Source organism: Lysobacter sp. P5_C4 (genome assembly GCF_054049695.1).
The window spans coordinates 909,565-932,063 of record NZ_JBFULX010000001.1 but is presented as its reverse complement, the minus strand read 5'-3'; the positions used below and the strand labels follow the sequence as shown (position 1 = coordinate 932,063).

The window sequence follows — 22,499 nt, the reverse complement described above, 5'->3', positions numbered from 1 at the left end:
GTGTACGTGCTGTCGAAGGACGAAGGCGGCCGCCACACGCCGTTCTTCAAGGGCTACCGCCCGCAGTTCTACTTCCGCACGACGGACATCACCGGTGCCGTGACCCTGCCCGAAGGCGTGGAAATGGTCATGCCGGGCGACAACATCAAGATGGTGGTCGAGCTGATCAACCCGGTCGCGATGGACGACGGCCTGCGCTTCGCGATCCGCGAAGGCGGCCGTACGGTCGGCGCCGGCGTGGTGGCGAAGATCCTCAAGTAATGCGGGTGTGATTTCCGGGAGGAATGGGTTGCCATTCCCCCCGGAGACCCACTAGAATGCAAGACCCTCGCGGCCAACCTTCAACGGATGGCCCAGGGACCAGCGAACTGAGGGGCAGGATGCACCTCGTTTTCGCCAGACAGGGATATGTCGCGCGGTGGTGCTCCGCCCGTTCCGAAGTTCTTCGGGACACTCATGGCGGGGCCGCTTGCGCGTTCACGACTCCGTCTGGGCGGACCGGGAAACCGGCCCGCCCTTGATTTTGCAGGGACGCTTTCGCAACACGCTCCACCGCTCCAAAAGAACCCCGGGGCCGGCACACCAGAGGCCGACCCTCCGCTCTTTCCAGAGGAATTCCCGTCATGGCGGACCAGAAGATCCGGATTCGGCTGAAGGCATTCGATCATCGTTTGATCGACCGCTCGGCCAGCGAGATCGTCGAAACGGCCAAGCGGACCGGCGCGCAAGTGCGCGGCCCGATCCCGCTGCCGACCAAGCTCGAGCGCTTCACGATTCTCACGTCGCCGCACGCTGACAAAGATGCGCGTGACCAGTACGAAACCCGCACGCACAAGCGCGTGCTCGATATCGTCGACCCGAACGACAAGACCGTGGACGCGCTGATGAAGCTCGAACTCGCGGCTGGCGTCGACGTGCAAATCAAGCTGACCTGAGGCCTGCCACCATGACCGCGAAGAAGCATTCGTTGGGCATCGTCGGCCGCAAGGCCGGCATGAGCCGCGTGTTTACCGAAGATGGCAAGTCCATCCCGGTGACCCTGATCGAAGCCACCCCCAACCGCATCACCCAGGTGAAGACGGTCGAGACCGACGGCTACAGCGCCGTGCAGGTCACCGTCGGCGTCAAGCGCGCCGCCCTGGTGAACAAGCCGGCCGCCGGCCACCTCGCGAAGGCGAAGGTGGAATCCGGTCGCGGCCTGTGGGAACTGCGCGTGGCCGACGACAAGATCTCCGACTTCCAGGTGGGCGGCGAAATTCGCGCCGACATCTTCGAAGTCGGCCAGGCCGTCGACGTCCAGGGCATCACCAAGGGCAAGGGCTTCCAGGGCACGATCAAGCGCTGGAACTTCACCATGGGCGACGCGACGCACGGCAACTCGCTGTCGCATCGTTCGCCGGGTTCGATCGGCCAGCGCCAGACGCCGGGCCGCGTGTTCCCCGGCAAGAAGATGTCGGGCCACATGGGCGCCGAAACCCAGACCACGCAGAACCTGCGCGTCGTCAAGGTCGATGCCGAACGCGGCCTGATCGCCGTGCGCGGTGCCGTTCCCGGTGCGCCGGGTGGCGACGTGATCGTGCGTCCGACGAGCAAGGGAGTCTGACGATGGAACTGTCCATCAATAACAGCAAGAACACGTTGTCCGTTTCGGACGCCGTGTTCGGCCGCGAGTTCTCCGAAGACCTGGTCCATCAGGTCGTCGTCGCCTACCGCAACGCGGGTCGCGCCGGCACCAAGGCGCAGAAGACGCGCTCGGAAGTCAACGGCACCACGAAGAAGTCGAAGAAGCAGAAGGGCGGCGGTGCGCGTCATGGCGCGCTGACGGCTCCGATCTTCGTCGGCGGCGGCGTGACGTTCGCGGCCAAGCCGCGCAGCTTCGCGCAGAAGGTCAACCGCAAGATGTATCGCGCGGCGATCGCCGCGATCCTGTCGGAACTCAACCGCCAGGGCCGCATCACCGTCGTCGAGTCGTTCGACCTCGACGGTCCGAAGACCAAGGGCCTGATCTCCAGGCTCAAGGATCTCTCGGTCGGTCGTCGTCCGCTGATCGTCACCGAAGACGCGTCGGAATCGCTGTACCTGTCCGCGCGCAACCTGCCGTACGTCGAAGTGCGCGACGTGCAGGGTCTCGACCCGGTCGCCCTCGTCGGCGCCGATTCGGTCGTGATCACGGCCGATGCGGTCAAGAAGATCGAGGAGTGGCTGGCATGAGCGCGATCACCAACAACGTGTACGAAGTAATCCGCGCGCCGCGCGTGTCCGAAAAGACCGCGCGCCTCCAGGAAGTGTCGAATCAGTACGTTTTCGAAGTCGCGAAGACCGCCACCAAGGCTGACATCAAGGTCGCGGTCGAGCAGATTTTCGACGTCAAGGTCGAAGCGGTGAACGTGGTGAACGTGAAGGGCAAGAACAAGTCCTTCAAGTTTCGCCAGGGTAAGCGCGGCGACTGGCGCAAGGCGTACGTCCAGCTGGCCGAAGGCCAGTCGATCGACGTGATGATGGCCAAGGCCTGAGGACAGACCCATGGCATTGATGACTTTCAAGCCCACCTCGCCCGGTCGCCGTTCGGCGGTCCGTGTCGTGACGCCGGACCTCCACAAGGGGGCGCCGTTCGCCGCGCTGGTCGAGAAGAAGAGCAACACCGGCGGCCGTAACCACCATGGCCGCATCACCACGCGCCACATCGGCGGTGGCCACAAGCAGCATTACCGCATCATCGACTTCAAGCGCGACAAGGAAGGCATTCCGGCGCGCGTGGAGCGGATCGAATACGATCCCAACCGCACCGCGCACATCGCGCTGCTGTGCTACGTCGATGGCGAGCGTCGCTACATCATCGCCCCCAAGGGCCTGAAGAGCGGCGACCAGGTGATCGCGGGCCGCGACGCCCCGATCAAGGTCGGCAACACGCTGCCCCTGCGCAACATCCCCGTCGGCTCCACGGTGCATTGCATCGAGATGAAGCCCGGCAAGGGTGCGCAGCTCGCCCGTGCCGCCGGCGCCGGCGTGCAGTTGATCGCCCGCGAATCCGGTTACGCCACCCTGCGTCTTCGCTCCGGCGAAATGCGCAAGGTGCCGGCCGAATGCCGCGCGACGATCGGCGAAGTCGGCAACGTCGAGCACAACCTCGAAAAGCTGGGCAAGGCCGGTGCGAAGCGTTGGCGCGGTATCAAGCCGACCGTCCGCGGCGCCGCCATGAACCCGGTCGACCACCCGCACGGTGGTGGCGAGGCGAAGGCTGGCCAGGGCAACCCGCATCCGGTCACCCCGTGGGGTGTCCCGACCAAGGGTTACAAGACGCGCAAGAACAAGCGCACCACGCAATTCATCGTGCGCGATCGCAGGGGTTAATCGGCCATGGCACGTTCACTCAAAAAGGGTCCGTTCGTCGACCACCACCTGATGAAGAAGGTGGAGACCGCGGGCAACAACAAGAAGCCGATCAAGACCTGGTCGCGTCGTTCGATGGTCATGCCGGAAATGGTCGGCTTCACCATCGCCGTGCACAACGGCAAGAACCACATCCCGGTCCTGGTCAACGAAAACATGGTTGGCCACAAGCTCGGCGAATTCGCACTGACCCGGACGTTCAAGGGTCATGGCGGCGACAAGAAGAGCGGGAAGTAAGGAGATGACCATGGAAGCGAAAGCCATCCTGCGCTCTGCGCGCATCTCCGCCCAGAAGGCCCGCCTGGTCGCCGACCAGGTGCGCGGTCTCTCGGCCGAGCGCGCCGTCAACCTGCTGAAGTTCTCCGACAAGAAGGCCGCCGGCATGATCCGCAAGGTCGTCGAATCGGCGATCGCCAACGCGGAGAACAACCAGGGCGCCGACGTCGACGACCTGCGCGTCACCTCCATCATGGTCGACGAAGGTCCCACGCTGAAGCGCTTCATGGCGCGTGCGAAGGGCCGCGGCACCCGGATCCTCAAGCGCACCAGCCACATCACTGTGGTTGTCGGTGCCGGCAAGTAAGGCGGAGATAAGACGATGGGTCATAAAGTTCATCCGACCGGTATCCGCCTGGGCATCGCCAAGGACTGGAACTCCAAGTGGTACGCCGGCAAGAAGCATTACGCCGACTACCTGATCGCCGACCTCAAGGTCCGCGACATGCTGCGCAAGAAGCTTGCGCAGGCCGGTATTTCGAAAATCCTGATCGAGCGTCCGGCGCAGAACGCGCGCGTGACGATCCACACCGCCCGCCCGGGCGTGGTGATCGGCAAGCGTGGCGAGGACATCGAAAAGCTGCGGAAGGAAGTCAGCGACCTGATGGGCGTCCCGGCGCACATCAACGTCACCGAAGTCCGCAAGCCCGAACTCGATGCGCAGCTGGTCGCCGAATCGATCGCGCAGCAGCTCGAGCGCCGCATCATGTTCCGCCGTGCGATGAAGCGCGCGGTCGGCAACGCGATGCGCCTCGGCGCGCTGGGCATCAAGGTCAACGTGGCCGGCCGCCTCAACGGTGCGGAAATCGCCCGTTCGGAGTGGTACCGCGAAGGTCGCGTGCCGCTGCATACGCTGCGCGCCGACATCGACTACGGCTTCGCCGAAGCGAAGACGACCTACGGGATCATCGGCATCAAGGTGTGGGTCTACAAGGGTGAAGTGTTCGACTTCAGCCAGGTCGGCCAGGAAAAGCAGGACGACACGCCGCGTGCGGAACGTGGTGAGCGCGGCGATCGCGCCGACCGCCCGCGTGGTCCGCGTCGTGAACGTGAGGCGAGGGATTAATCATGTTGCAACCCAAGCGAACCAAATACCGCAAGATGCACAAGGGCCGTAACGACAGCCTGAGCTGGAGCGGCAATGCCGTTTCGTTCGGCGAGTTCGGCCTGAAGTCCACTGCATTCGGCCAGCTCACCGCGCGCCAGATCGAAGCGGCCCGCCGCTCGATCAGCCGCTACGTGAAGCGCGGCGGCAAGATGTGGATCCGCGTGTACCCCGACAAGCCGATCACCAAGAAGCCCATCGAAGTTCGAATGGGTTCGGGCAAGGGCAACGTCGAGTTCTGGGTCGCGCAGATCCAGCCCGGCCGCATGATTTATGAAATCGAAGGCGTCAGCGAAGAAGTCGCACGCGAGGCGTTCCGCCTGGCCGCGGCCAAGCTGTCGGTCACCACCACTTTCGTTACCCGGACGGTGCGCTGATGGAACTCAAGGCCCTGCGTCAGAAGAACGCCGGCGAACTGAAGGCCCACCTGGTGGACCTGCAGAAGGAGCAGTTCGCGCTCCGCATGCAGAAAGCCACGGGCCAGCTGCCCCCGGCCAAGACCCATGAAGCCCGCCGTGTCCGCCGCGAAATCGCGCGCGTGAACATGCTGCTCGGCAACGTGGCCAGCAAGTGAAGGACTCGACGATGAACGAGACAACCAAGAAGCTGCACACGGTCGATGGCCGCGTCGTCAGCAACAAGATGGACAAGACCATCACCGTGCTCGTCGAGCGCCAGGTCAAGCATGCGCTGTACGGCAAGTACATCCGCCGCTCGACCAAGCTGCACGCGCATGACGCCGAGAACGCCTGCAAGGAAGGCGATCTCGTGCGCATCGCCGAATGCGCGCCGATGTCGAAGACCAAGAACTGGCGTGTCGTCGAAATTCTGACGCGCGCAGCCGAGTAAGGAAGGAGAGACAGCCATGATCCAGATGCAGAGCTATCTCGATGCCGCCGACAACTCGGGCGCCAAGGAACTGATGTGCATCAAGGTGCTTGGTGGTTCCAAGCGCCGCTATGCCCACATCGGCGACATCATCAAGGTGACCGTCAAGGACGCGATCCCGCGCGGCAAGGTCAAGAAGGGCGACGTCTACGACGCCGTCGTGGTCCGTACCCGCAAGGGTGTGCGCCGCGCCGACGGTTCGCTGATCCGCTTCGACGGCAACGCCGCCGTGCTGCTCAACAACAAGCACGAGCCGATCGGCACGCGCATCTTCGGGCCCGTGACCCGCGAGCTGCGTTCCGAGAAGTTCATGAAGATCGTCTCGCTCGCGCCCGAAGTGCTCTGAGCGAAGGAACCCATATGAACCGTATCCGCAAGGGCGACCAGGTGGTCGTCATCTCCGGCAAGGACAAGGGCAAGCGTGGTGACGTGGTGCGCGTGGCCGGCGACAAGGTCGTCGTGTCCAACATCAACGTCATCAAGCGCCACACCAAGCCGAACCCGCAGCTCGGCCAGGCCGGCGGCGTGATCGAGCGCGAAGCGCCGATCCATATTTCGAATGTCATGCTGTTCAACCCTGCCTCCGGCAAGGGCGAACGCATCGGCTTCAAGGTCCTGGAGGATGGACGCAAATTGCGTGTGTTCCGCTCCAGTGGTGAATCGATCGACGGCTGATAGGCCGTCCGAGGAAATGTCATGACCCGGCTTGAAAAGATTTACAAGGACGAAGTGGTGCCGAAGCTGATGAAGCAGTTCGGCTACACCAATCCGATGCAAGTGCCGAAGCTCTCCAAGGTCACGCTCAACATGGGCGTGGGCGAGGCGGCGGCGAACAAGAAGATCCTCGAGAACGCGGTGGCCGACATGGCCAAGATCTCCGGCCAGAAGCCGTTGGTCACCAAGTCGCGCATCTCGGTGGCGTCCTTCAAGATCCGCGACGGCTGGCCGATCGGCTGCAAGGTCACCTTGCGCCGCGCCCGCATGTTCGAGTTCCTCGATCGCCTGATCAACATCTCGCTGCCGCGCGTCCGCGACTTCCGCGGCGTGTCGGGTCGTTCGTTCGACGGCCGCGGCAACTTCAACATGGGCGTCAAGGAACAGATCATCTTCCCGGAGATCGATTTCGACCAGGTCGACGCCATGCGCGGCATGGACATCGCGATCACCACCACGGCGAAGACCGATGCGGAGGCCAAGGCCCTGCTCGAAGCCTTCCGCTTCCCGTTCCGCAACTAAGGGCACGACATCATGGCAAAGACCTCGATGGTCAACCGCGACGTCAAGCGCGCCAAGCTGGCCAAGCAGCATGGTGCGAAGCGTGCTGCGCTGAAGAAGATCATCTCCAGCACGACCGCGTCGTACGAAGACAAGATGGAAGCCGTGGTCAAGCTGCAGAAGCTGCCGCGCGATTCCTCGGAAAGCCGCCAGCGCACGCGTTGCGCGATCACCGGCCGTCCGCGTGGCGTCTACCAGAAGTTCGGCCTGGGGCGGAACATGCTCCGCAAGGCGACGATGAACGGTGACGTCCCGGGCCTCCGCAAGGCGTCCTGGTAATCCGTTCCAAGCTCCAACAGAAGTATTCGCATTCCGCGGATATCGGTGCACTCAAAGGTAATATTCAATGAGCATGACTGATCCCATCGCCGACATGCTGGTTCGCATCAAGAATGCGGCCGCCGTCGGCAAGCCGGCTGTTTCGATGCCGTCGTCCAAGATCAAGGTCGCGATCGCGAAGGTCCTCGAAGACGAGGGTTACATCGCGTCGTCGCGCGTGACCAAGGACGGCGCCAAGTCGGTCCTCGAAATCGCGCTGAAGTACTACGAAGGCAAGCCGGTCATCGAACGCCTCCAGCGCGTTTCGAAGTCCAGCCTCCGCCAGTACCGCGGCAAGGACGCGCTGCCCAAGGTCCTCGGTGGCCTCGGTGTCGCGATCATCTCCACGTCCAAGGGCATCATGACCGACTCGCAGGCGCGCCAGCAGGGCGTCGGCGGTGAAGTCCTGTGCGTCGTGGCCTAAGGGAGTAACGACTATGTCGCGCGTCGCCAAGCAACCGATTGCCCTGGCCAAGGGCGTCGAAATGAACATCCAGGCCGAGAACGTGACCGTCAAGGGCCCGAAGGGCACCCTGTCGATCGCCAAGCCGGCCGGCGTCGAAGTCAAGGTCGAAGACGGCAATGCGCTGCTCTCGGCCAACGATCCGTCGCTCCTTCCGATGGCGGGTACGCTCCGCGCCATCCTCGCGAACATGGTGCAGGGCGTCAGCCAGGGCTTCGAGCGCAAGCTCGAGCTGGTCGGCGTCGGTTACCGTGCCGCGATGCAGGGCGCGGACCTGAACCTCTCGCTCGGTTTTTCCCACCCGGTGCTGTTCAAGGCGCCCGAAGGCATCACCATCGCCACGCCGACGCAGACGGAAATCGTCGTGTCCGGCGCCGACAAGCAGCGCGTCGGCGAAGTGGCGGCGAAGATCCGCGGTTTCCGTCCGCCGGAACCGTACAAGGGCAAGGGCGTGAAGTACGCCGGCGAGAACATCATCCGCAAGGAAGCCAAGAAGGCCTAAGCGGCCTTCAGCTTTCGGAGACATACGCATGAACAAGAAACCCGCCCGCCTGCGCCGCGCCAAGTCGACCCGCGCGCACATCCGCGAACTCGGCGTCCCGCGCCTGTCGGTGCTGCGCACCGGCCAGCATCTGTACGCCCAGGTCTTCACCGCCGACGGCTCCAAGGTCCTGGCTTCGGCCTCCACCGTGCAGTCCGACGTCAAGGAAGGCCTGAAGAACGGTCGCAACGCCGACGCCGCCGCCAAGGTCGGTCGCATGATCGCCGAAAAGGCCAAGGCTGCCGGCGTCGAGAAGGTCGCGTTCGACCGCTCGGGCTACCGCTACCACGGTCGCATCAAGGCGCTCGCCGATGCGGCGCGCGAAGGCGGCCTGCAGTTCTAAGCAAGCACTTTTCAACCGTCGATACGGTCGGTATCGGACGCGGGCGGGAGTTCTCCCGTTCGCGGTGCACCCGCGGCATACCAACAACTCCAAGCGGCCAAGAGCCGTAATTCCCTTTACTACCGAGACAAGACAATGGCAGAACAACGTGAATCCCGGGGGCGCGATCGCCGCGACCGCGAGGAAGTCGATGACGGCATGATCGAAAAGCTGATCGCGGTCAATCGCGTCAGCAAGACGGTCAAGGGCGGTCGCCAGTTCACCTTCACCGCGCTGACGGTGGTGGGCGACGGCAACGGCAAGGTCGGCTTCGGTTACGGCAAGGCGCGCGAAGTGCCGGTCGCGATCCAGAAGTCGATGGAATATGCGCGCAAGAGCTTCATCCAGGTCGACCTCAACAACGGCACGCTCTGGCACGCCGTGAAGTCGGGCCACGGTGCGGCGCGCGTGTTCATGCAGCCCGCCTCCGAAGGTACCGGCGTGATCGCCGGCGGCGCGATGCGCGCCGTGCTCGAAGCGGTCGGCGTCAAGAACGTGCTGGCGAAGGCCGTCGGTTCGCGCAATCCGATCAACCTGGTGCGCGCCACGCTGCGCGGCCTGGGTGAGACGAGCTCGCCGAACAAGATCGCGGCCAAGCGCGGCAAGAAGGTCGAGGACTTGAACCATGGCTAAGTCGCCCGCAAACACCGGTGGCACCGTCAAGGTGCGCCTCGTCAAGGGCCTTCGCGGCACGCAGGCGCGTCATCGCCTGTCCGTGCGCGCCCTCGGCCTCAACAAGCTCAACGATGTGCGCGAGCTGAAGGACAGCCCGCAGGTGCGTGGCCTGATCACGCAGCTGCACTACCTCGTTCGCGTGGAGGATTGACCACATGCGTATGAATACCCTCAAGCCCGCCGACGGCGCCCGCCAGGAACGCACCCGCGTCGGTCGCGGCATCGGTTCGGGCCTCGGCAAGACCGCGGGCCGCGGCCATAAGGGCTCGTTCGCCCGTAGCGGCAAGGGCAAGATCAAGGCCGGCTTCGAAGGCGGCCAGATGCCCATGCAGCGTCGCCTGCCGAAGATCGGTTTCCGTTCCAAGATGCAGAAGGACGCCGCCGAAGTGCTGCTGTACCAGCTGGACAAGCTGGACGCCGGCACGATCGACATCGCCGCGCTGCGCGCCGCCAAGCTCATCCCGCAGGCCGCCCGCAAGGTGAAGGTCGTGAAGAAGGGCGAAGTGACCAAGAAGTTCGTGCTCCAGGGCCTGATGGCCACGGCGGGCGCGAAGGCCGCGATCGAAGCGGCCGGCGGCCAGGTCGGGGAGTAAGCGACGCATGGCGCGAGGCGCAGCTGCGAATCTCGGTGGCGGGCTCGGTAAATTCACCGAGCTCCGCCAGCGTTTGTTCTTCGTCCTTGGCGCGTTGATCGTCTATCGCATCGGTTGCTACATCCCGGTGCCGGGCGTCAACCCGCAAGCGATGATCCAGCTCATGGAGTCGCAGAAGGGCACCATCGTGGACATGTTCAACATGTTCTCCGGTGGCGCGCTCCAGCACTTCAGCCTGTTCGCGTTGAACGTCGTCCCGTACATCTCGGCATCGATCGTCGTGCAGTTGATGACGCAGATCCTGCCGAGCTGGAAGGCGATGTCGAAGGAAGGCGAGTCCGGTCGCCGCAAGATCACGCAGTACTCGCGCATGGGCGCGGTGTTCCTCGCGGTCGTGCAGGCCGGTTCGATCGCCTGGGCGTTGCAGCACCAGGTGGCTTCCGGCGGCATGCCGGTGGTCTACAACCCGGGCCCCGGGTTCGTGTTGACCGCAGTGGTTTCGTTGACCGCGGGCACCATGTTCCTGATGTGGCTGGGCGAACAGGTCACCGAGCGCGGCATCGGCAACGGCGTGTCGCTGATCATCTTCGCCGGTATCGTCTCCGGCCTGCCGGGCGCGGTGCTCACCACGTTCGAACAGGCGCGCAACGGCGACATCTCCGCGTTGCAGGTGATGTCCATCGCCCTCATCGTGATCGCCTTCACCTTCCTCGTCGTGTTCGTCGAGCGCGGGCAGCGCCGGGTGACGGTCAACTACGCGCGCCGCCAGGGTGGCGGTCGCAACGCGTACATGAACCAGACCTCGTTCCTGCCGCTGAAGCTCAACATGTCGGGCGTGATCCCGCCGATCTTCGCGTCGAGCCTGATCATGTTCCCGGCCACGGCATCGACCTGGTTCGGCCAGGCGGGGCAGGCCAACTGGCTGCAGCGCGCGGCGCAGTCGCTGGCGCCGGGCGAGCCGCTGCACATGATCCTGTTCGCGGCGCTGATCATCGGCTTCGCGTTCTTCTACACCGCGCTGGTCTTCAACTCGCAGGAAACGGCCGACAACCTCAAGAAGTCGGGCGCGCTGATCCCGGGCATCCGTCCCGGCAAGGCGACCGCCGACTACATCGACGGCGTGCTGACGCGCCTGACCGGTGCGGGTGCGGCCTATCTGGTGCTGGTGTGCTTGCTTCCTGAAGTGATGCGCACGAAAATCGGCGCCTCGTTCTACTTCGGTGGCACGTCGCTGCTGATCGTGGTGGTGGTGGTGATGGACTTCATGGCGCAGATCCAGGCGCACCTGACGTCCCACCAGTACGAAAGCCTGCTGAAGAAGGCGAACCTCAAGGGGTCGCGCGGCCTGAGCGGCCGCTGATCGAAATACACCGCGGCACCGGCCCAGCCGGTTCCGCACCCGACCCGGGTTTCGCCCGGGTCGACCAGGGCGACTCGCGCGGCGGTCTCGTGCGCGGGTGGGTCCGGACCAGACCGCGCGCCGGAGTAGCGCGCGGGGCAAGGGCAGGGCGGGGTTCGCCGTCATGTCCGGGCAGTCCGGAATCCGTCGCCGGAGCATGGGCACACTCCCCATGCCGGGTTCAGGGCCTTGCTGGCCCGGGGCTTCCAAGTTCCACGAGACCACGCTAAACTTTCTTGTTCCCTTGCCGGCTCGAACTCGTCCGGCGGCCATCAGTTTTGGAGATCGCGTCATGGCGCGTATTGCGGGCGTCAACCTGCCTGCCCAGAAGCATGTCTGGGTCGGGCTGCAAAGCATCTACGGCATCGGCCGTACCCGTTCGAAGAAGGTCTGCACCGCTGCGGGCGTTGCTTCGAACATCAAGATCCGCGACCTGTCCGAACCCGACGTCGAGCGCCTGCGCGCCGAAGTCGGCAAGTTCGTGGTCGAAGGCGACCTGCGTCGTGAAGTCGGCATGGCCATCAAGCGTCTGATGGACCTGGCCTGCTATCGCGGCCTGCGTCACCGCCGTGGTCTCCCGCTGCGTGGCCAGCGCACCCGGACCAATGCACGCACCCGCAAGGGTCCGCGCAAGGCCATCAAGAAGTAAGGAACCCACACCATGGCCAAGCCGGCAGCTGCCGCAAAAACGAAGAAGAAGATCAAGCGCGTCGTCACCGACGGCGTTGCGCACGTCCACGCTTCGTTCAACAACACCATCGTCACGATCACCGACCGCCAGGGCAACGCGCTGTCGTGGGCGACTTCGGGCGGCGCGGGCTTCCGCGGTTCGCGCAAGTCCACCCCGTTCGCCGCCCAGGTTGCCGCCGAAAAGGCCGGCCGTGCTGCGCTCGACTACGGCGTCAAGTCGCTGGAAGTCCGCATCAAGGGTCCCGGTCCGGGTCGTGAGAGCGCCGTGCGTTCGTTGAACAACGTCGGCTACAAGATCACCAACATCATCGACGTGACGCCCATCCCGCACAACGGGTGCCGTCCGCCGAAAAAGCGCCGCGTCTGAGGAGCTGAAGAAAAATGGCTCGTTATATTGGTCCCACCTGTAAGCTCGCCCGTCGCGAAGGCGCCGATCTCGGCCTGAAGTCGCCGGCGCGCGCGCTCGATTCCAAGTGCAAGCTGGAGCAGAAGCCCGGCCAGCACGGCGCCACCGCCCGCAAGGGCAAGCTGTCCGACTATGCGACCCAGCTGCGCGAAAAGCAGAAGGTCAAGCGCATCTACGGCCTGCTGGAGCGTCAGTTCCGCAACTACTACAAGAAGGCGTCCACCAAGAAGGGCAACACGGGTGAAAACCTGTTGCAGCTCCTCGAGACGCGCCTGGACAACGTCGTCTATCGCATGGGCTTCGCCGTCACCCGCCCGGCCGCGCGCCAGCTGGTTTCGCACCGCGGCGTCACGGTCAACGGCAAGCCGGTGAACCTGCCGTCGTTCGCCGTCAAGGCTGGCGACGCGATCGCGCTCTCTGAGCGCGCGCAGAAGCAGCTTCGCGTGCAGGAATCGGTCACCGTCGCGCAGCAGATGGATCTGTCGCCGGCATGGGTCGAAGTCGACGCGAAGAAGTTCGCCGGCGTGTTCAAGACCGTGCCGGACCGCGCCGAGTTGCCTGCAGACATCAACGAAGCGCTGATCGTCGAGTTGTATTCGAAGTAACGGTTCGCAAGTTGCATCAGACATGCGATCAGACGTGGTCGCATGTCGCCCTATTGGAGACGTTACAACATGACGGTTACCGCAAACCAAGTCTTGCGCCCCCGCGGTCCGCAGATCGAGCGTATCGCTGAAAACCGCGCCAAGGTCGTGATCGAACCGCTGGAACGCGGTTACGGCCACACGCTCGGCAACGCGCTGCGCCGCGTGCTGCTGTCCTCGATCCCCGGCTTCGCGATCACGGAAGTCGAGATCGACGGCGTGCTGCATGAGTACACCACGGTCGAAGGCCTGCAGGAAGACGTGCTCGAGGTGTTGTTGAACCTCAAGGACGTGGCGATCCGCATGCACACCGGCGATTCGTCCACGCTGAACCTTGCCAAGCAGGGTCCTGGCGTCGTCACCGCCGGCGACATCAAGACCGACCACAACGTCGAGATCCTGAATCCGGCGCACGTGATCGCGCACCTCACCAAGGACACGGCGCTGAACATGCGCCTGAAGATCGAGCGGGGTTTCGGCTACCAGCCGGCCGCCGCGCGTCGCCGTCCGGACGAAGAGACCCGCGCGATCGGTCGCCTGATGCTGGATGCCTCGTTCTCGCCGGTTCGCCGCGTCGCTTACGCGGTCGAAGCCGCGCGCGTCGAGCAGCGCACCGACCTGGACAAGCTCGTCCTGGACATCGAGACCAACGGCACGATCGACGCCGAGGAAGCCGTGCGCACCGCCGCCGACATCCTCAGCGACCAACTGTCGGTGTTCGGCGATTTCACCCACCGCGACCGCGGTGCGGCGAAGCCGCAGGCGAGCGGCGTGGATCCGGTGCTCCTGCGCCCGATCGACGACCTCGAGCTGACGGTGCGTTCGGCCAACTGCCTCAAGGCCGAAAGCATCTACTACATCGGCGACCTGATCCAGAAGACGGAAGTCGAACTGCTCAAGACGCCGAACCTCGGCAAGAAGTCGCTCACCGAGATCAAGGAAGTGCTCGCCCAGCGCGGCCTTTCGCTCGGCATGAAGCTCGAAAACTGGCCGCCGGCAGGCATCGCCTCGCACGGGATGATGGGCTAGGCAGCATCGATGCCTGCGCGGTTTTCCGCGCAGGCATCGGTTTGAAACAAGCAACACAACCGACGCGGCTTAAGTCGCGCGGCGCGCCGCCCACGGAGGGTCGGCCAGGGCCAACGCAGTCCGAGTTCGAACGCCAGGATGGCGACAACGAAATCCAACGACACAAGATTCGAAAGGAAACCAACCCATGCGCCACAAGAAAGCCGGACGCAAGTTCAGCCGCACCAGTGCCCATCGCGATGCGATGTTCAGCAACATGGCCGCCTCGCTGTTCAAGCACGAATTGATCCGCACCACGCTGCCGAAGGCGAAGGAACTTCGCCGCGTCGCAGAGCCGCTCATCACGCTCTCGAAGATCGACGGCGTCGCCAATCGCCGCCTTGCCTTCTCGCGCCTGCGCGACAAGGAAGCGGTCGGCAACCTCTTCACCATCCTCGGTCCGCGCTACGCCTCCCGTCCGGGCGGTTACCTGCGCATCCTCAAGTGCGGCTTCCGCGCCGGCGACAACGCGCCGATGGCGTATGTCGAACTGGTCGACCGTCCCGAGGCGGCCACCGAGTAATCGGTCGCCCCATGCGATACCTGGAACCCCGGCCTCGTGCCGGGGTTTCTTTTTTTGGCGACGCAGGACGCGCGCCACTTCCCATCGGGCCCAAGCTCAGCCACGCTTGCGCGCATGAACGACAACGCCGCCACCTTCCGCCTCCGTTTCCTGCTCGGGTTCGTCGCATGCGCGGCGCTGATCGGGTTCGCGCTGTTTTCGCAAACCCACTGGCATCTCAACCCGTGCCCGCTGTGCATCTTCCAGCGCATCGCCTTTGCGGCGCTGGGCCTGGCCTTCCTGGTCGGCGGCGTATTTGCCCCGCGCGGCACGACGGGGCGCCGCATCTTCGGTGTCATCGCGATGATTCCCGCGCTCGCCGGTGTCGGCATCGCGGGGCGCCACGTGTACCTGACGCACCTTCCGCCGGACCAGGTGCCGGCCTGCGGCCCGCCGCTCGAATTCATGATGGACGCCAGCCCCTTCGCCGACGTCGTGCGCCAGGTCCTGACCGGCTCGGGCGAATGCGCAAAGGTCGACTGGCACTTCCTTGGTCTGTCGATGCCGGCCTGGGCGTTGCTGTGGTTCCTGCTGTTGACGGGCCTGATTGCGATGAGCGCATTCCGCCGCCGCTGAACGGTGCATTCCGGCGGTTGCGGGCGCTCCGTCCCCGGCCCATGATGCGACGACGCACTGCAACAATCGGCGTCGTCCCATGGCAAATCCAGATCGCTCGCTGCTTCCCGTGAACCTTCCCGTCGACTGGGCGCCCGACAGCTGGCGCGCGCGCCCGGCGACGCAGATGCCCGTGTATCCCGATGCGGACGCATTGAACGAAACGCTGCGCGAACTGCGCGGCCTTCCGCCGCTGGTCACGTCGTGGGAAATCATCGCGCTCAAGCAGCATCTGGCCGACGCGCAGGAAGGCAGGCGCTTCCTGCTGCAGGGCGGCGACTGCGCGGAGAATTTCGCCGAGTGCAACTCCGACGTCATCTCCAATCGCCTGAAGGTGCTGCTGCAGATGAGCCTGGTGCTCGTTCATGGCCTGCGCCTGCCGGTGGTACGCGTCGGTCGCTTCGCAGGGCAGTACGCCAAGCCGCGTTCGACCGACGATGAAACGCGCGACGGCGTGACGCTCCCGAGCTACCGCGGCGACATCGTCAACGCCCCCGGCTTCACCGCCGCCGAGCGCACGCCCGATCCGCGTCGCATGATCAAGGCGCATGCGCGCTCGGCGATGACGATGAACTTCGTGCGCGCGTTGATCGATGGCGGTTTCGCCGACCTCCACCATCCCGAATACTGGGACCTGCGCTGGGTGGGCCATTCTCCGCTCGCCGACGAATACCACCGCATGGTCGCGAGCATCGGCGACGCCGTGCGCTTCATGGAAACGCTGTCCGGTTCGCAGGTACACAACCTCAACCGCGTCGACTTCTACACCGCGCACGAAGCGCTGCTGCTGCCATACGAAGAAGCCCAAACGCGCCAGGTGCCACGCCAGTGGGGGTGGTTCAACCTGAGCACGCACTTCCCGTGGATCGGCATGCGAACGGCTGCGCTCGATGGCGCGCACGTCGAATACTTCCGCGGCATCCGCAATCCGATCGCGGTGAAGATCGGGCCCAGCACGACGCCGGATGGTTTGATGAAACTGATCGACGTGCTGAACCCGGAAGACGAACCGGGCCGCCTGACGCTCGTGCATCGCATGGGTGCCACGCAGATCGGCGGCAAGCTGCCGGCGCTGCTCGACGTCGTACGGCGCGAAGGCCGCCGCGTCCTCTGGGTCTGCGACCCGATGCACGGCAACACCGAAAGCACGGCCAACGGTTACAAGACGCGCCGCTTCGGCAACATCCGCAACGAGTTGGAACAGGCCTACGAACTGCATGCCGTCGCCGGCACGCGCCTGGGTGGCGTGCATCTGGAGCTGACGGGCGAAGACGTCACCGAATGCCTCGGCGGCGCGCGTGAGCTCACCGAGAGCGACCTGGTGCGCGCCTATCGCTCGACGGTCGACCCGCGCCTGAATTACGAACAGGCGCTGGAAACCGCGATGCTGATCGTGCGCAAGCAGGCGCAGTTGATGGCACCGGTGCACGCGTGAGGCGTTCGTTGATCGCCATCGCCGCGGCGGGTTTCGCGGCGAGCGCTTTCGCGGCCAATCCGACCATCGAAACGCAGGACAGCGGCGTGAGCGTGCGCCTGCGCGGCATTTCCGCGGTCGATCAAGACATTGCATGGGCGAGCGGGCGCGAAGGCACCGTACTCCGCACCGTCGATGGCGGCGCACATTGGATCAACGTGTCGGTGCCGGAGGCGAAGGCGCTCGATTTCCGCGATATCGAAGCGTTCGACGCGAATACGGCCGTCGTGCTGAGCATCGGGCCGGACGAACAATCGCGCGTCTATCGAACGGAAGACGCGGGCAAGTCGTGGAAGCTCGCATTGAAGAACGACGACGAGCGCGCGTTCTTCGATTGCATGGTGTTCGAAGGACAAAAGGGTTGGATGCTCGGCGATCCGGTCGACGGGCGTTACCAGGTTCGCGAAACGCACGATGGCGGACGCACGTGGGCGTTGCGACCCGATGGTCCCGAAGCGCTGCAAGAGGAAGCCGCATTTGCGGCGAGCGGCACGTGCATCGCGCGCGGCATGAAGGACCAACTGTACGTCGCGGGCGGTGGCGCCGCTTCGCGCATCCACGCGACGCGTGCGCAATCCCCGGCGTGGAAACCGTATCCCACCGACATGCCGCATCGCGTTCCCGCGGCCGGCATCTTCTCGATCAGCAACGCCGTTGGAGCGCGTTCGCTGCTCGTCGGCGGCGACTTCGAACATGAAGCGCAAGGCAGTGCAGCCTTCCTCGACCACGGTGCCGACGGCTTGGTGGTCACCTTGTTGCCACCGCCGCCCGGCTATCGCTCGGGGGCGGCGTGTTTTTCCATGTCGCTGTGCATCGCAGTGGGCCCGACTGGCGTCGAGGCGGTCGATGCGCCGCCGGGCGGCACGCCAACGTGGCGGCCGCTGTCGAAGGCCGGCTACGACGCGATCGATCGCGCCGGCATGACCGCCTGGGCGAGCGGCGACAAGGGCCGCATCGCCCGCATCACTTTTTCGTCGAAGCAGCCGCAGGCAACGTCGCCGTCGAATCCGTAGCCGGCGCCGTGGTCCACACCGGCATCGCGTTCGCCTTCGACGAGGGCAACGCAGTCTTCCCCAACACCACCGTCGGAAGGAACGTCGGCGCACGCCGCAGCTTGCTGCGCTGCTCGTACGCATACCCGACCGACAGCAGCTTCGATTCGCTCCACGCCGGCCCGATGAACACCACGCCGATCGGCAAGCCGTGGCTTTCGCCCATCGGCACCGTCAGGCTCGGATAACCCGCCACCGCGGCGACACCGTAACCGGCACCGACGAAGTGATCGCCGAGCACCTGGTCGGTCGGCCACGCCGGCGACATCGCCGGCGCGATCAGCACCTCGACGTTCGATTGCTTCAGCGCCGCATCGATGCCATCGGGGCCTGCGAGGCGCCGCGCTGTCGCTTTCGCCTCCAGATACGCCGGATCGCCGAGCGATCCCTTGGCGTTCGCCTTCTCGAAGATCTCCTGCCCAAAGTAGGGCATCTCTTCGGCGACATGCTGGTTGTTGAATTCGATCAGTTGCGCGAGCGTCTTCGGCCCTGCATCGTGCTTGCGCAGGTAGTTCTCCACGCCCGCCTTGAACTCGAACAGCAGCACTTCGAATTCCGGATCGTCCCACTTGCCCTTGGTCGCGATCTCCGCATCGACGACCTGCGCGCCCGCGGATTTCAGCGTGGCGACCACGCGCTCCATCGCTGCATCGACGTCGGGATGCCAGCCCATTTCCTTGCGCAGGATGCCCACGCGCAGGCCTTGCAGCGCGTTTGCGTCGAGCCGCTTCTCGTAGTCGAACACCGCCTTGCCGACGTTGTTCGCCGTCGCCGAGTCGCCATCGTCGCGCCCGACCATCGCCGACAGCATCGCAGCCGCATCCGACACCGTGCGCGTCATCGGGCCCGCGGTGTCCTGGCTGCTCGAGATGGGAATGATGCCGTCGCGGCTCACCAGGCCCACTGTCGGCTTCAACCCGACCAGGCCGGCGACCGACGCCGGGCAGATGATGCTGCCGTCCGTTTCCGTGCCGACGCCGACGACGGCGAGGTTCGCCGCGATCGCGGTGCCCGTGCCCGCGCTGGAACCGCAGGGGTTGCGATCGAGCGCGTACGGGTTCTTCGTCTGCCCACCACGGCCGCTCCAGCCCGAGCTCGCACGCGTCGAGCGGAAGTTGGCCCACTCGCTGAGATTGGTCTTGCCCAGGATCACCGCACCCGCGGCGCGCAGGCGTTGCACGAGGAAAGCGTCGCGCGAGGGCTTGTTGTCCGCGAGTGCGAGCGAGCCGCCGGAGTTCACCATCGGCACCGCGTCGATGTTGTCCTTCAGCAACACGGGAATGCCGTGCATCGGGCCGCGCACCTTGCCGGCCTTGCGCTCGGCGTCGAGCGCATCGGATTCCGACAGCGCCCGGGGATTGAGTTCGATCACCGAATTGAGGGCCGGCCCGGCCTTGTCGATCGCCGCGATGCGATCCAGGTAGGCCTGCGTCAGCGCGTGGCTCGTGAGATCGCCCTTCGCCATGCGCTGTTGCAGGCCGGCGATGTCGGCTTCATCGAAGGCGAAGGCGGGCACCGTCGATGCAGCCGGCGCACCGGGTTTCGCGGTCGATGGCGTGGCGGTCTTTTCGGCAGGCCCACGCGGCTGRCAGCCCGTGGCCGAGAGGAGGGCGAGGGCGAGCAAGGCAAGGCGCATGGCGAGGTCCCCTTGGCGGCGGCGTGCCGCGAAGGCGGAGCATCGCGCGGCTGGGGAGCCGGGGCAACCGCAGCGCGGCTCAGCGGCGTCGCTTGAGCAGGTCGCGTGCGAGAACCCAGACGACCAGCACATTGATGGCCAGCACCGCGACCGACACCCACCCCGGGTGGCGGATCAATGCGTAGAGGTCGAAAGGCAGATAGATCGACGCGGCAAGGCAGCCGAGCAACGAAGCCCATCCCTTGTCGCGCCACAGCCCCCACGCTTCGATCACATGCAGCACGCCGTAGATGCACACGGCCGCCGCGGCGAAGTGCACCGAATGCGGGTTGATCGCGTTGGCGAGCCACGCCATCGCGCCGTGGTTCGGCTCCAGCTGGAAGCGCGTGATCAGCTCGTGCACCCAGCGCTTGAGCGGGATGGGGCCGATCAATTCCAGGCCACTCGCGGCAGACAGCGCGAGCAACCCCTTGATCCCTTCGATGACCGCGATCATCCGCAGGCCCGGATGGGCCCGCGGATCGTGCACGTAAACCGTTGTCGAGCGCTCCGCTTCCACGCGTGGCGCCGACTCCTGCATCACGCAGCGCGCGAAGCGCGCTTGCGGTCGGTTTCGGTGCGCGACTTCTTGCGCAGTCGGATCGCCTTCGGCGTGATCTCGACGAGTTCGTCGTCGTCGATGAATTCCAGCGCCTGCTCGAGCGAGAACTTGATCGCCGGGATCAGGCCTTCATCGTCGTCCTTGCCGGACGCGCGGAAGTTGGTGAGCTGCTTGCCGCGCAGCGCATTGACCGTCAGGTCGTTGTCCTTCGAATGGATGCCGACGATCTGGCCTTCGTAGATCTCCTCGCCCGGTTCGATGAACAGGCGGCCGCGTTCCTGCATCGCCATCTGCGCGTAGGCAGGCGACGGGCCGGTGCCGTTGGAGATCAGCACGCCGTTCTGGCGCTGGCCGATCTGGCCTTCCGCCTTCGGGCCGTAATGGTCGAAGACGTGGAAGAGCATGCCGGTGCCGGCGGTGATCGTGCGGAACTCGGTCTGGAAACCGATCAGCCCGCGCGCGGGAATCAAATAGTCCAGGCGCACGCGGCCCTTGCCGTCGGGTTCCATGTTCTGCAGCAGCGCCTTGCGCTCGCCGAGGCGGCCCATCACGCCGCCCTGGAATTGTTCTTCCATGTCGACGACGAGCGATTCGAACGGTTCGGACACCACGCCGTCGATCGTCTTGATGATCACTTCCGGGCGCGAGACCGCGAGCTCGTAGCCTTCGCGACGCATGTTCTCGATGAGGATCGACAGGTGCAGTTCGCCGCGGCCGCTGACCTTGAACTTGTCCGCGTCGCCCGTGTCCTCGACCTTCAGCGCGACGTTGTGCTGCGTTTCGCGCGTGAGGCGGTCGCGCAGCTGGCGCGAGGTGAGGAACTTGCCGCCGCTGCGGTCCTTGACGCCCGCGAACGGCGAGTCGTTGACCTGGAAGGTCATCGAGATCGTCGGTTCGTCGACGGTGAGCACCGGGAGTTGTTCGACGGCCGTGGGATCGCACAGCGTGTCGGAGATGCCGAGGTTTTCGATGCCCGAGAACGCGATGATGTCGCCGGCCTGCGCTTCGGGCACTTCCACGCGCTCAAGGCCCATGAAGCCGAGCACCTGCACCACCTTGCCGTTGCGCGTCTTGCCGTCGCGGTCGATGACGGTGACCGTCTGGTTCGTCTTGACCTTGCCGCGCTGGATGCGGCCCACGCCGATGATGCCGACGTAGTTGTTGTAGTCCAGCGAGGTCACGCGCATCTGGAACGGGCCGTCCGGATCGACCGGCGGCGCGGGCACGTGCTCGCAGATCGCTTCGAACAGCGGCGTCATGTCGCCGTCGCGCACACTTTCGTCCATGCCGGCGTAGCCCTGCAGGCCCGAGGCGTAGACGGTGGTGAAGTCGAGCTGGTCGTCGGTGGCGCCGAGGCGGTCGAACAGATCGAAGGTCTGGTCGAGCACCCAGCTGGCGCGCGCGCCGGGGCGGTCGACCTTGTTGACCACGACGATCGGCTTGAAGCCCATCGCGAACGCCTTCTGCGTCACGAAGCGCGTCTGCGGCATCGGGCCGTCCATCGCATCGACGAGGATCAGCACCGAATCGACCATCGACAACACGCGTTCCACTTCGCCGCCGAAGTCGGCATGCCCCGGGGTGTCGACGATGTTGATGCGCCACACCTCGCCCGTCTTCGGGTGGGTCCAGCGGATCGCGGTGTTCTTCGAAAGGATCGTGATGCCGCGTTCCTTTTCGAGGTCGTTGCTGTCCATCACGCGGTCCGGGACCACGGCGCGCTCGCTGAGGGTGCCGGACTGCTTCAGCAGCTGGTCGACGAGGGTGGTCTTGCCATGGTCGACGTGGGCGACGATGGCGATGTTGCGGAGGCGTTCGACGGAAACGGACATGATGAATGCGCGCCGGGGGCGGCGCGAGGTCGCTTGAGAGAGCCGGCGAGTATACCCGTGCGCGGGGACGAAACGCTGACTGGAGTATCCTCGGCGGCTTTCCCGCAGGAGCCTCCCGCATGTCCCTGGTCGCCGTTTTCGAAACCGCCCGTGGCCCCATCCGCATCGAACTGGCCCCCGACAAGGCCCCGCTGACGGTCGCCAATTTCGTCAACCTCGCCAAGCGTGGCTTCTACGACGGGCTCGACTTCCACCGCGTCATCGCCGATTTCATGGTCCAGGGCGGCTGCCCCGAGGGCTCCGGCCGCGGCGGCCCGGGCTACCGCTTCGAGGACGAGACCGGCAACGGCCTGCGCCACGACCGCGGCGTGCTCTCGATGGCCAATGCCGGCCCGAACACCAACGGCAGCCAGTTCTTCATCACGCACGTCCCGACCCCGTGGCTCGACGGCAAGCACACCGTCTTCGGCAAGGTCGTCGAGGGCATGGACGTGGTGGATGCCGTGAAGCAGGGCGACAAGATCGAGCGCGTGCGCATCGAAGGCGATGCCGATGCCGTGCTGGCCGCGAAGGCCGACCGCGTGGCGGAGTGGAACAAGATCCTCGCCGCCTGA

35 protein-coding genes are annotated in these 22,499 nt (G+C 65.2%); 32 read left to right on the top strand and 3 right to left on the bottom strand.

What is annotated here, in order from left to right; translation table 11 throughout:
* From ACXJJ8_RS04505 to ACXJJ8_RS04355, 31 genes are all read left to right on the top strand, one after another.
* Window positions 1-261 (top strand): EF-Tu C-terminal domain-related protein (locus ACXJJ8_RS04505; protein ID WP_499027174.1); only part of this gene is annotated, 261 nt, incomplete at its 5' end.
* 362 nt (window positions 262-623) lie between these two features.
* Window positions 624-935, top strand: coding sequence for a 30S ribosomal protein S10 (gene rpsJ / locus ACXJJ8_RS04500; protein ID WP_156641283.1), 312 nt, complete (start codon window positions 624-626; stop codon window positions 933-935).
* Window positions 936-946: 11 nt separating this feature from the next.
* Entirely contained in the window at window positions 947-1,603 is a 657-nt protein-coding gene (gene rplC / locus ACXJJ8_RS04495; RefSeq protein ID WP_499027173.1) for a 50S ribosomal protein L3, read from the top strand.
* A gap of 2 nt (window positions 1,604-1,605) precedes the next feature.
* A complete protein-coding gene (rplD, locus tag ACXJJ8_RS04490) occupies window positions 1,606-2,211 on the top strand; it encodes a 50S ribosomal protein L4 (protein ID WP_499027172.1) in 606 nt (201 codons plus the stop codon).
* Window positions 2,208-2,513 carry a 50S ribosomal protein L23 gene (gene rplW, locus ACXJJ8_RS04485; RefSeq protein WP_499027171.1) on the top strand — a complete coding sequence of 102 codons (306 nt, stop codon included), beginning with the start codon at window positions 2,208-2,210 and terminating at the stop codon, window positions 2,511-2,513. Before rplD ends, rplW begins: the two co-directional genes overlap by 4 nt.
* A gap of 10 nt (window positions 2,514-2,523) precedes the next feature.
* The gene (gene rplB / locus ACXJJ8_RS04480) at window positions 2,524-3,351 is read left to right on the top strand and encodes a 50S ribosomal protein L2 (protein WP_498964672.1); all 828 of its coding nucleotides are present in this window, start codon (window positions 2,524-2,526) and stop codon (window positions 3,349-3,351) included.
* A gap of 6 nt (window positions 3,352-3,357) precedes the next feature.
* Complete coding sequence (gene rpsS / locus ACXJJ8_RS04475) at window positions 3,358-3,627, top strand: 30S ribosomal protein S19 (RefSeq protein WP_036167751.1); 270 nt, start codon at window positions 3,358-3,360, stop codon at window positions 3,625-3,627.
* Between the two features lie 10 nt (window positions 3,628-3,637).
* Window positions 3,638-3,973 carry a 50S ribosomal protein L22 gene (rplV, locus tag ACXJJ8_RS04470; RefSeq protein ID WP_498964674.1) on the top strand — a complete coding sequence of 112 codons (336 nt, stop codon included), beginning with the start codon at window positions 3,638-3,640 and terminating at the stop codon, window positions 3,971-3,973.
* 15 nt (window positions 3,974-3,988) lie between these two features.
* Window positions 3,989-4,732, top strand: a complete 744-nt coding sequence (gene rpsC / locus ACXJJ8_RS04465) for a 30S ribosomal protein S3 (protein WP_036167748.1) — start codon at window positions 3,989-3,991, stop codon at window positions 4,730-4,732.
* A 2-nt stretch (window positions 4,733-4,734) separates the two neighbouring features.
* The gene (gene rplP / locus ACXJJ8_RS04460) at window positions 4,735-5,148 is read left to right on the top strand and encodes a 50S ribosomal protein L16 (RefSeq protein WP_499027170.1); all 414 of its coding nucleotides are present in this window, start codon (window positions 4,735-4,737) and stop codon (window positions 5,146-5,148) included.
* Window positions 5,148-5,345, top strand: a complete 198-nt coding sequence (gene rpmC, locus ACXJJ8_RS04455; protein ID WP_499027169.1) for a 50S ribosomal protein L29 — start codon at window positions 5,148-5,150, stop codon at window positions 5,343-5,345. The genes rplP and rpmC overlap by 1 nt, the downstream gene beginning before the upstream one ends.
* Before the next feature lie 11 nt (window positions 5,346-5,356).
* Window positions 5,357-5,620, top strand: a complete 264-nt coding sequence (gene rpsQ, locus ACXJJ8_RS04450) for a 30S ribosomal protein S17 (RefSeq protein WP_499027168.1) — start codon at window positions 5,357-5,359, stop codon at window positions 5,618-5,620.
* 16 nt (window positions 5,621-5,636) lie between these two features.
* On the top strand, window positions 5,637-6,005 hold the full coding sequence (rplN, locus tag ACXJJ8_RS04445; RefSeq protein WP_036167737.1) for a 50S ribosomal protein L14: 369 nt from the start codon (window positions 5,637-5,639) through the stop codon (window positions 6,003-6,005).
* A 14-nt stretch (window positions 6,006-6,019) separates the two neighbouring features.
* A complete protein-coding gene (rplX, locus tag ACXJJ8_RS04440; RefSeq protein ID WP_498964684.1) occupies window positions 6,020-6,334 on the top strand; it encodes a 50S ribosomal protein L24 in 315 nt (104 codons plus the stop codon).
* A 21-nt stretch (window positions 6,335-6,355) separates the two neighbouring features.
* On the top strand, window positions 6,356-6,895 hold the full coding sequence (gene rplE, locus ACXJJ8_RS04435; RefSeq protein ID WP_156641292.1) for a 50S ribosomal protein L5: 540 nt from the start codon (window positions 6,356-6,358) through the stop codon (window positions 6,893-6,895).
* A gap of 12 nt (window positions 6,896-6,907) precedes the next feature.
* The gene (gene rpsN / locus ACXJJ8_RS04430) at window positions 6,908-7,213 is read left to right on the top strand and encodes a 30S ribosomal protein S14 (RefSeq protein ID WP_499027167.1); all 306 of its coding nucleotides are present in this window, start codon (window positions 6,908-6,910) and stop codon (window positions 7,211-7,213) included.
* Window positions 7,214-7,280: 67 nt separating this feature from the next.
* A complete protein-coding gene (gene rpsH / locus ACXJJ8_RS04425; protein WP_499027166.1) occupies window positions 7,281-7,676 on the top strand; it encodes a 30S ribosomal protein S8 in 396 nt (131 codons plus the stop codon).
* A 13-nt stretch (window positions 7,677-7,689) separates the two neighbouring features.
* Complete coding sequence (gene rplF, locus ACXJJ8_RS04420; RefSeq protein ID WP_499027165.1) at window positions 7,690-8,217, top strand: 50S ribosomal protein L6; 528 nt, start codon at window positions 7,690-7,692, stop codon at window positions 8,215-8,217.
* Window positions 8,218-8,245: 28 nt separating this feature from the next.
* A complete protein-coding gene (gene rplR / locus ACXJJ8_RS04415; RefSeq protein WP_498964694.1) occupies window positions 8,246-8,599 on the top strand; it encodes a 50S ribosomal protein L18 in 354 nt (117 codons plus the stop codon).
* Window positions 8,600-8,734: 135 nt separating this feature from the next.
* Window positions 8,735-9,271, top strand: coding sequence for a 30S ribosomal protein S5 (gene rpsE / locus ACXJJ8_RS04410; protein WP_499027164.1), 537 nt, complete (start codon window positions 8,735-8,737; stop codon window positions 9,269-9,271).
* A complete protein-coding gene (rpmD, locus tag ACXJJ8_RS04405; RefSeq protein WP_036167722.1) occupies window positions 9,264-9,464 on the top strand; it encodes a 50S ribosomal protein L30 in 201 nt (66 codons plus the stop codon). The genes rpsE and rpmD overlap by 8 nt, the downstream gene beginning before the upstream one ends.
* Window positions 9,465-9,468: 4 nt before the next feature.
* Complete coding sequence (rplO, locus tag ACXJJ8_RS04400; protein WP_499027163.1) at window positions 9,469-9,906, top strand: 50S ribosomal protein L15; 438 nt, start codon at window positions 9,469-9,471, stop codon at window positions 9,904-9,906.
* 7 nt (window positions 9,907-9,913) lie between these two features.
* Window positions 9,914-11,266 carry a preprotein translocase subunit SecY gene (gene secY, locus ACXJJ8_RS04395; RefSeq protein ID WP_499027162.1) on the top strand — a complete coding sequence of 451 codons (1,353 nt, stop codon included), beginning with the start codon at window positions 9,914-9,916 and terminating at the stop codon, window positions 11,264-11,266.
* A gap of 331 nt (window positions 11,267-11,597) precedes the next feature.
* Window positions 11,598-11,954 carry a 30S ribosomal protein S13 gene (gene rpsM / locus ACXJJ8_RS04390; protein ID WP_499027161.1) on the top strand — a complete coding sequence of 119 codons (357 nt, stop codon included), beginning with the start codon at window positions 11,598-11,600 and terminating at the stop codon, window positions 11,952-11,954.
* Window positions 11,955-11,966: 12 nt separating this feature from the next.
* Window positions 11,967-12,362: a 30S ribosomal protein S11 gene (gene rpsK, locus ACXJJ8_RS04385; RefSeq protein ID WP_036167714.1), complete on the top strand. Its 396-nt coding sequence runs from the start codon at window positions 11,967-11,969 to the stop codon at window positions 12,360-12,362.
* Window positions 12,363-12,376: 14 nt separating this feature from the next.
* On the top strand, window positions 12,377-13,006 hold the full coding sequence (gene rpsD, locus ACXJJ8_RS04380) for a 30S ribosomal protein S4 (RefSeq protein WP_499027160.1): 630 nt from the start codon (window positions 12,377-12,379) through the stop codon (window positions 13,004-13,006).
* 69 nt (window positions 13,007-13,075) lie between these two features.
* Window positions 13,076-14,074, top strand: coding sequence for a DNA-directed RNA polymerase subunit alpha (locus ACXJJ8_RS04375; protein ID WP_156641302.1), 999 nt, complete (start codon window positions 13,076-13,078; stop codon window positions 14,072-14,074).
* Between the two features lie 187 nt (window positions 14,075-14,261).
* On the top strand, window positions 14,262-14,636 hold the full coding sequence (gene rplQ, locus ACXJJ8_RS04370) for a 50S ribosomal protein L17 (RefSeq protein WP_156641303.1): 375 nt from the start codon (window positions 14,262-14,264) through the stop codon (window positions 14,634-14,636).
* A 114-nt stretch (window positions 14,637-14,750) separates the two neighbouring features.
* The gene (locus ACXJJ8_RS04365) at window positions 14,751-15,251 is read left to right on the top strand and encodes a disulfide bond formation protein B (protein WP_499027159.1); all 501 of its coding nucleotides are present in this window, start codon (window positions 14,751-14,753) and stop codon (window positions 15,249-15,251) included.
* A gap of 79 nt (window positions 15,252-15,330) precedes the next feature.
* Window positions 15,331-16,725, top strand: coding sequence for a class II 3-deoxy-7-phosphoheptulonate synthase (locus ACXJJ8_RS04360; protein WP_499027158.1), 1,395 nt, complete (start codon window positions 15,331-15,333; stop codon window positions 16,723-16,725).
* Complete coding sequence (locus tag ACXJJ8_RS04355) at window positions 16,722-17,777, top strand: WD40/YVTN/BNR-like repeat-containing protein (RefSeq protein WP_499027157.1); 1,056 nt, start codon at window positions 16,722-16,724, stop codon at window positions 17,775-17,777. Before ACXJJ8_RS04360 ends, ACXJJ8_RS04355 begins: the two co-directional genes overlap by 4 nt.
* On the opposite strand, the gene ACXJJ8_RS04350 is transcribed toward ACXJJ8_RS04355, so the two are convergent.
* From ACXJJ8_RS04350 to typA, 3 genes are all read right to left on the bottom strand, one after another.
* A complete protein-coding gene (locus ACXJJ8_RS04350) occupies window positions 17,728-19,452 on the bottom strand; it encodes an amidase (protein WP_499027156.1) in 1,725 nt (574 codons plus the stop codon). The two genes, ACXJJ8_RS04355 and ACXJJ8_RS04350, sit on opposite strands and share 50 nt — an antisense overlap.
* 79 nt (window positions 19,453-19,531) lie before the next feature.
* On the bottom strand, window positions 19,532-20,032 hold the full coding sequence (locus ACXJJ8_RS04345) for a DUF2127 domain-containing protein (RefSeq protein ID WP_499027203.1): 501 nt from the start codon (window positions 20,030-20,032) through the stop codon (window positions 19,532-19,534).
* A complete protein-coding gene (gene typA / locus ACXJJ8_RS04340) occupies window positions 20,032-21,885 on the bottom strand; it encodes a translational GTPase TypA (RefSeq protein ID WP_499027155.1) in 1,854 nt (617 codons plus the stop codon). Before typA ends, ACXJJ8_RS04345 begins: the two co-directional genes overlap by 1 nt.
* 119 nt (window positions 21,886-22,004) lie before the next feature.
* On the opposite strand from typA, the gene ACXJJ8_RS04335 reads away from it, so the two are divergent.
* On the top strand, window positions 22,005-22,499 hold the full coding sequence (locus ACXJJ8_RS04335; RefSeq protein ID WP_499027154.1) for a peptidylprolyl isomerase: 495 nt from the start codon (window positions 22,005-22,007) through the stop codon (window positions 22,497-22,499).

Excerpts from the sequence above, each read along its gene's own strand:
- rpsJ (WP_156641283.1), top strand. The coding sequence starts at position 624 with ATGGCGGACCAGAAGATCCGGATTCGGCTGAAGGCATTCGATCATCGT.
- rplC (WP_499027173.1), top strand. The coding sequence starts at position 947 with ATGACCGCGAAGAAGCATTCGTTGGGCATCGTCGGCCGCAAGGCCGGC.
- rplD (WP_499027172.1), top strand. The coding sequence starts at position 1,606 with ATGGAACTGTCCATCAATAACAGCAAGAACACGTTGTCCGTTTCGGAC.
- rplW (WP_499027171.1), top strand. The coding sequence starts at position 2,208 with ATGAGCGCGATCACCAACAACGTGTACGAAGTAATCCGCGCGCCGCGC.
- rplB (WP_498964672.1), top strand. The coding sequence starts at position 2,524 with ATGGCATTGATGACTTTCAAGCCCACCTCGCCCGGTCGCCGTTCGGCG.
- rpsS (WP_036167751.1), top strand. The coding sequence starts at position 3,358 with ATGGCACGTTCACTCAAAAAGGGTCCGTTCGTCGACCACCACCTGATG.
- rplV (WP_498964674.1), top strand. The coding sequence starts at position 3,638 with ATGGAAGCGAAAGCCATCCTGCGCTCTGCGCGCATCTCCGCCCAGAAG.
- rpsC (WP_036167748.1), top strand. The coding sequence starts at position 3,989 with ATGGGTCATAAAGTTCATCCGACCGGTATCCGCCTGGGCATCGCCAAG.
- rplP (WP_499027170.1), top strand. The coding sequence starts at position 4,735 with ATGTTGCAACCCAAGCGAACCAAATACCGCAAGATGCACAAGGGCCGT.
- rpmC (WP_499027169.1), top strand. The coding sequence starts at position 5,148 with ATGGAACTCAAGGCCCTGCGTCAGAAGAACGCCGGCGAACTGAAGGCC.
- rpsQ (WP_499027168.1), top strand. The coding sequence starts at position 5,357 with ATGAACGAGACAACCAAGAAGCTGCACACGGTCGATGGCCGCGTCGTC.
- rplN (WP_036167737.1), top strand. The coding sequence starts at position 5,637 with ATGATCCAGATGCAGAGCTATCTCGATGCCGCCGACAACTCGGGCGCC.
- rplX (WP_498964684.1), top strand. The coding sequence starts at position 6,020 with ATGAACCGTATCCGCAAGGGCGACCAGGTGGTCGTCATCTCCGGCAAG.
- rplE (WP_156641292.1), top strand. The coding sequence starts at position 6,356 with ATGACCCGGCTTGAAAAGATTTACAAGGACGAAGTGGTGCCGAAGCTG.
- rpsN (WP_499027167.1), top strand. The coding sequence starts at position 6,908 with ATGGCAAAGACCTCGATGGTCAACCGCGACGTCAAGCGCGCCAAGCTG.
- rpsH (WP_499027166.1), top strand. The coding sequence starts at position 7,281 with ATGAGCATGACTGATCCCATCGCCGACATGCTGGTTCGCATCAAGAAT.
- rplF (WP_499027165.1), top strand. The coding sequence starts at position 7,690 with ATGTCGCGCGTCGCCAAGCAACCGATTGCCCTGGCCAAGGGCGTCGAA.
- rplR (WP_498964694.1), top strand. The coding sequence starts at position 8,246 with ATGAACAAGAAACCCGCCCGCCTGCGCCGCGCCAAGTCGACCCGCGCG.
- rpsE (WP_499027164.1), top strand. The coding sequence starts at position 8,735 with ATGGCAGAACAACGTGAATCCCGGGGGCGCGATCGCCGCGACCGCGAG.
- rpmD (WP_036167722.1), top strand. The coding sequence starts at position 9,264 with ATGGCTAAGTCGCCCGCAAACACCGGTGGCACCGTCAAGGTGCGCCTC.
- rplO (WP_499027163.1), top strand. The coding sequence starts at position 9,469 with ATGCGTATGAATACCCTCAAGCCCGCCGACGGCGCCCGCCAGGAACGC.
- secY (WP_499027162.1), top strand. The coding sequence starts at position 9,914 with ATGGCGCGAGGCGCAGCTGCGAATCTCGGTGGCGGGCTCGGTAAATTC.
- rpsM (WP_499027161.1), top strand. The coding sequence starts at position 11,598 with ATGGCGCGTATTGCGGGCGTCAACCTGCCTGCCCAGAAGCATGTCTGG.
- rpsK (WP_036167714.1), top strand. The coding sequence starts at position 11,967 with ATGGCCAAGCCGGCAGCTGCCGCAAAAACGAAGAAGAAGATCAAGCGC.
- rpsD (WP_499027160.1), top strand. The coding sequence starts at position 12,377 with ATGGCTCGTTATATTGGTCCCACCTGTAAGCTCGCCCGTCGCGAAGGC.
- ACXJJ8_RS04375 (WP_156641302.1), top strand. The coding sequence starts at position 13,076 with ATGACGGTTACCGCAAACCAAGTCTTGCGCCCCCGCGGTCCGCAGATC.
- rplQ (WP_156641303.1), top strand. The coding sequence starts at position 14,262 with ATGCGCCACAAGAAAGCCGGACGCAAGTTCAGCCGCACCAGTGCCCAT.
- ACXJJ8_RS04365 (WP_499027159.1), top strand. The coding sequence starts at position 14,751 with ATGAACGACAACGCCGCCACCTTCCGCCTCCGTTTCCTGCTCGGGTTC.
- ACXJJ8_RS04360 (WP_499027158.1), top strand. The coding sequence starts at position 15,331 with ATGGCAAATCCAGATCGCTCGCTGCTTCCCGTGAACCTTCCCGTCGAC.
- ACXJJ8_RS04345 (WP_499027203.1), bottom strand. The coding sequence starts at position 20,032 with ATGCAGGAGTCGGCGCCACGCGTGGAAGCGGAGCGCTCGACAACGGTT.
- typA (WP_499027155.1), bottom strand. The coding sequence starts at position 21,885 with ATGTCCGTTTCCGTCGAACGCCTCCGCAACATCGCCATCGTCGCCCAC.
- ACXJJ8_RS04335 (WP_499027154.1), top strand. The coding sequence starts at position 22,005 with ATGTCCCTGGTCGCCGTTTTCGAAACCGCCCGTGGCCCCATCCGCATC.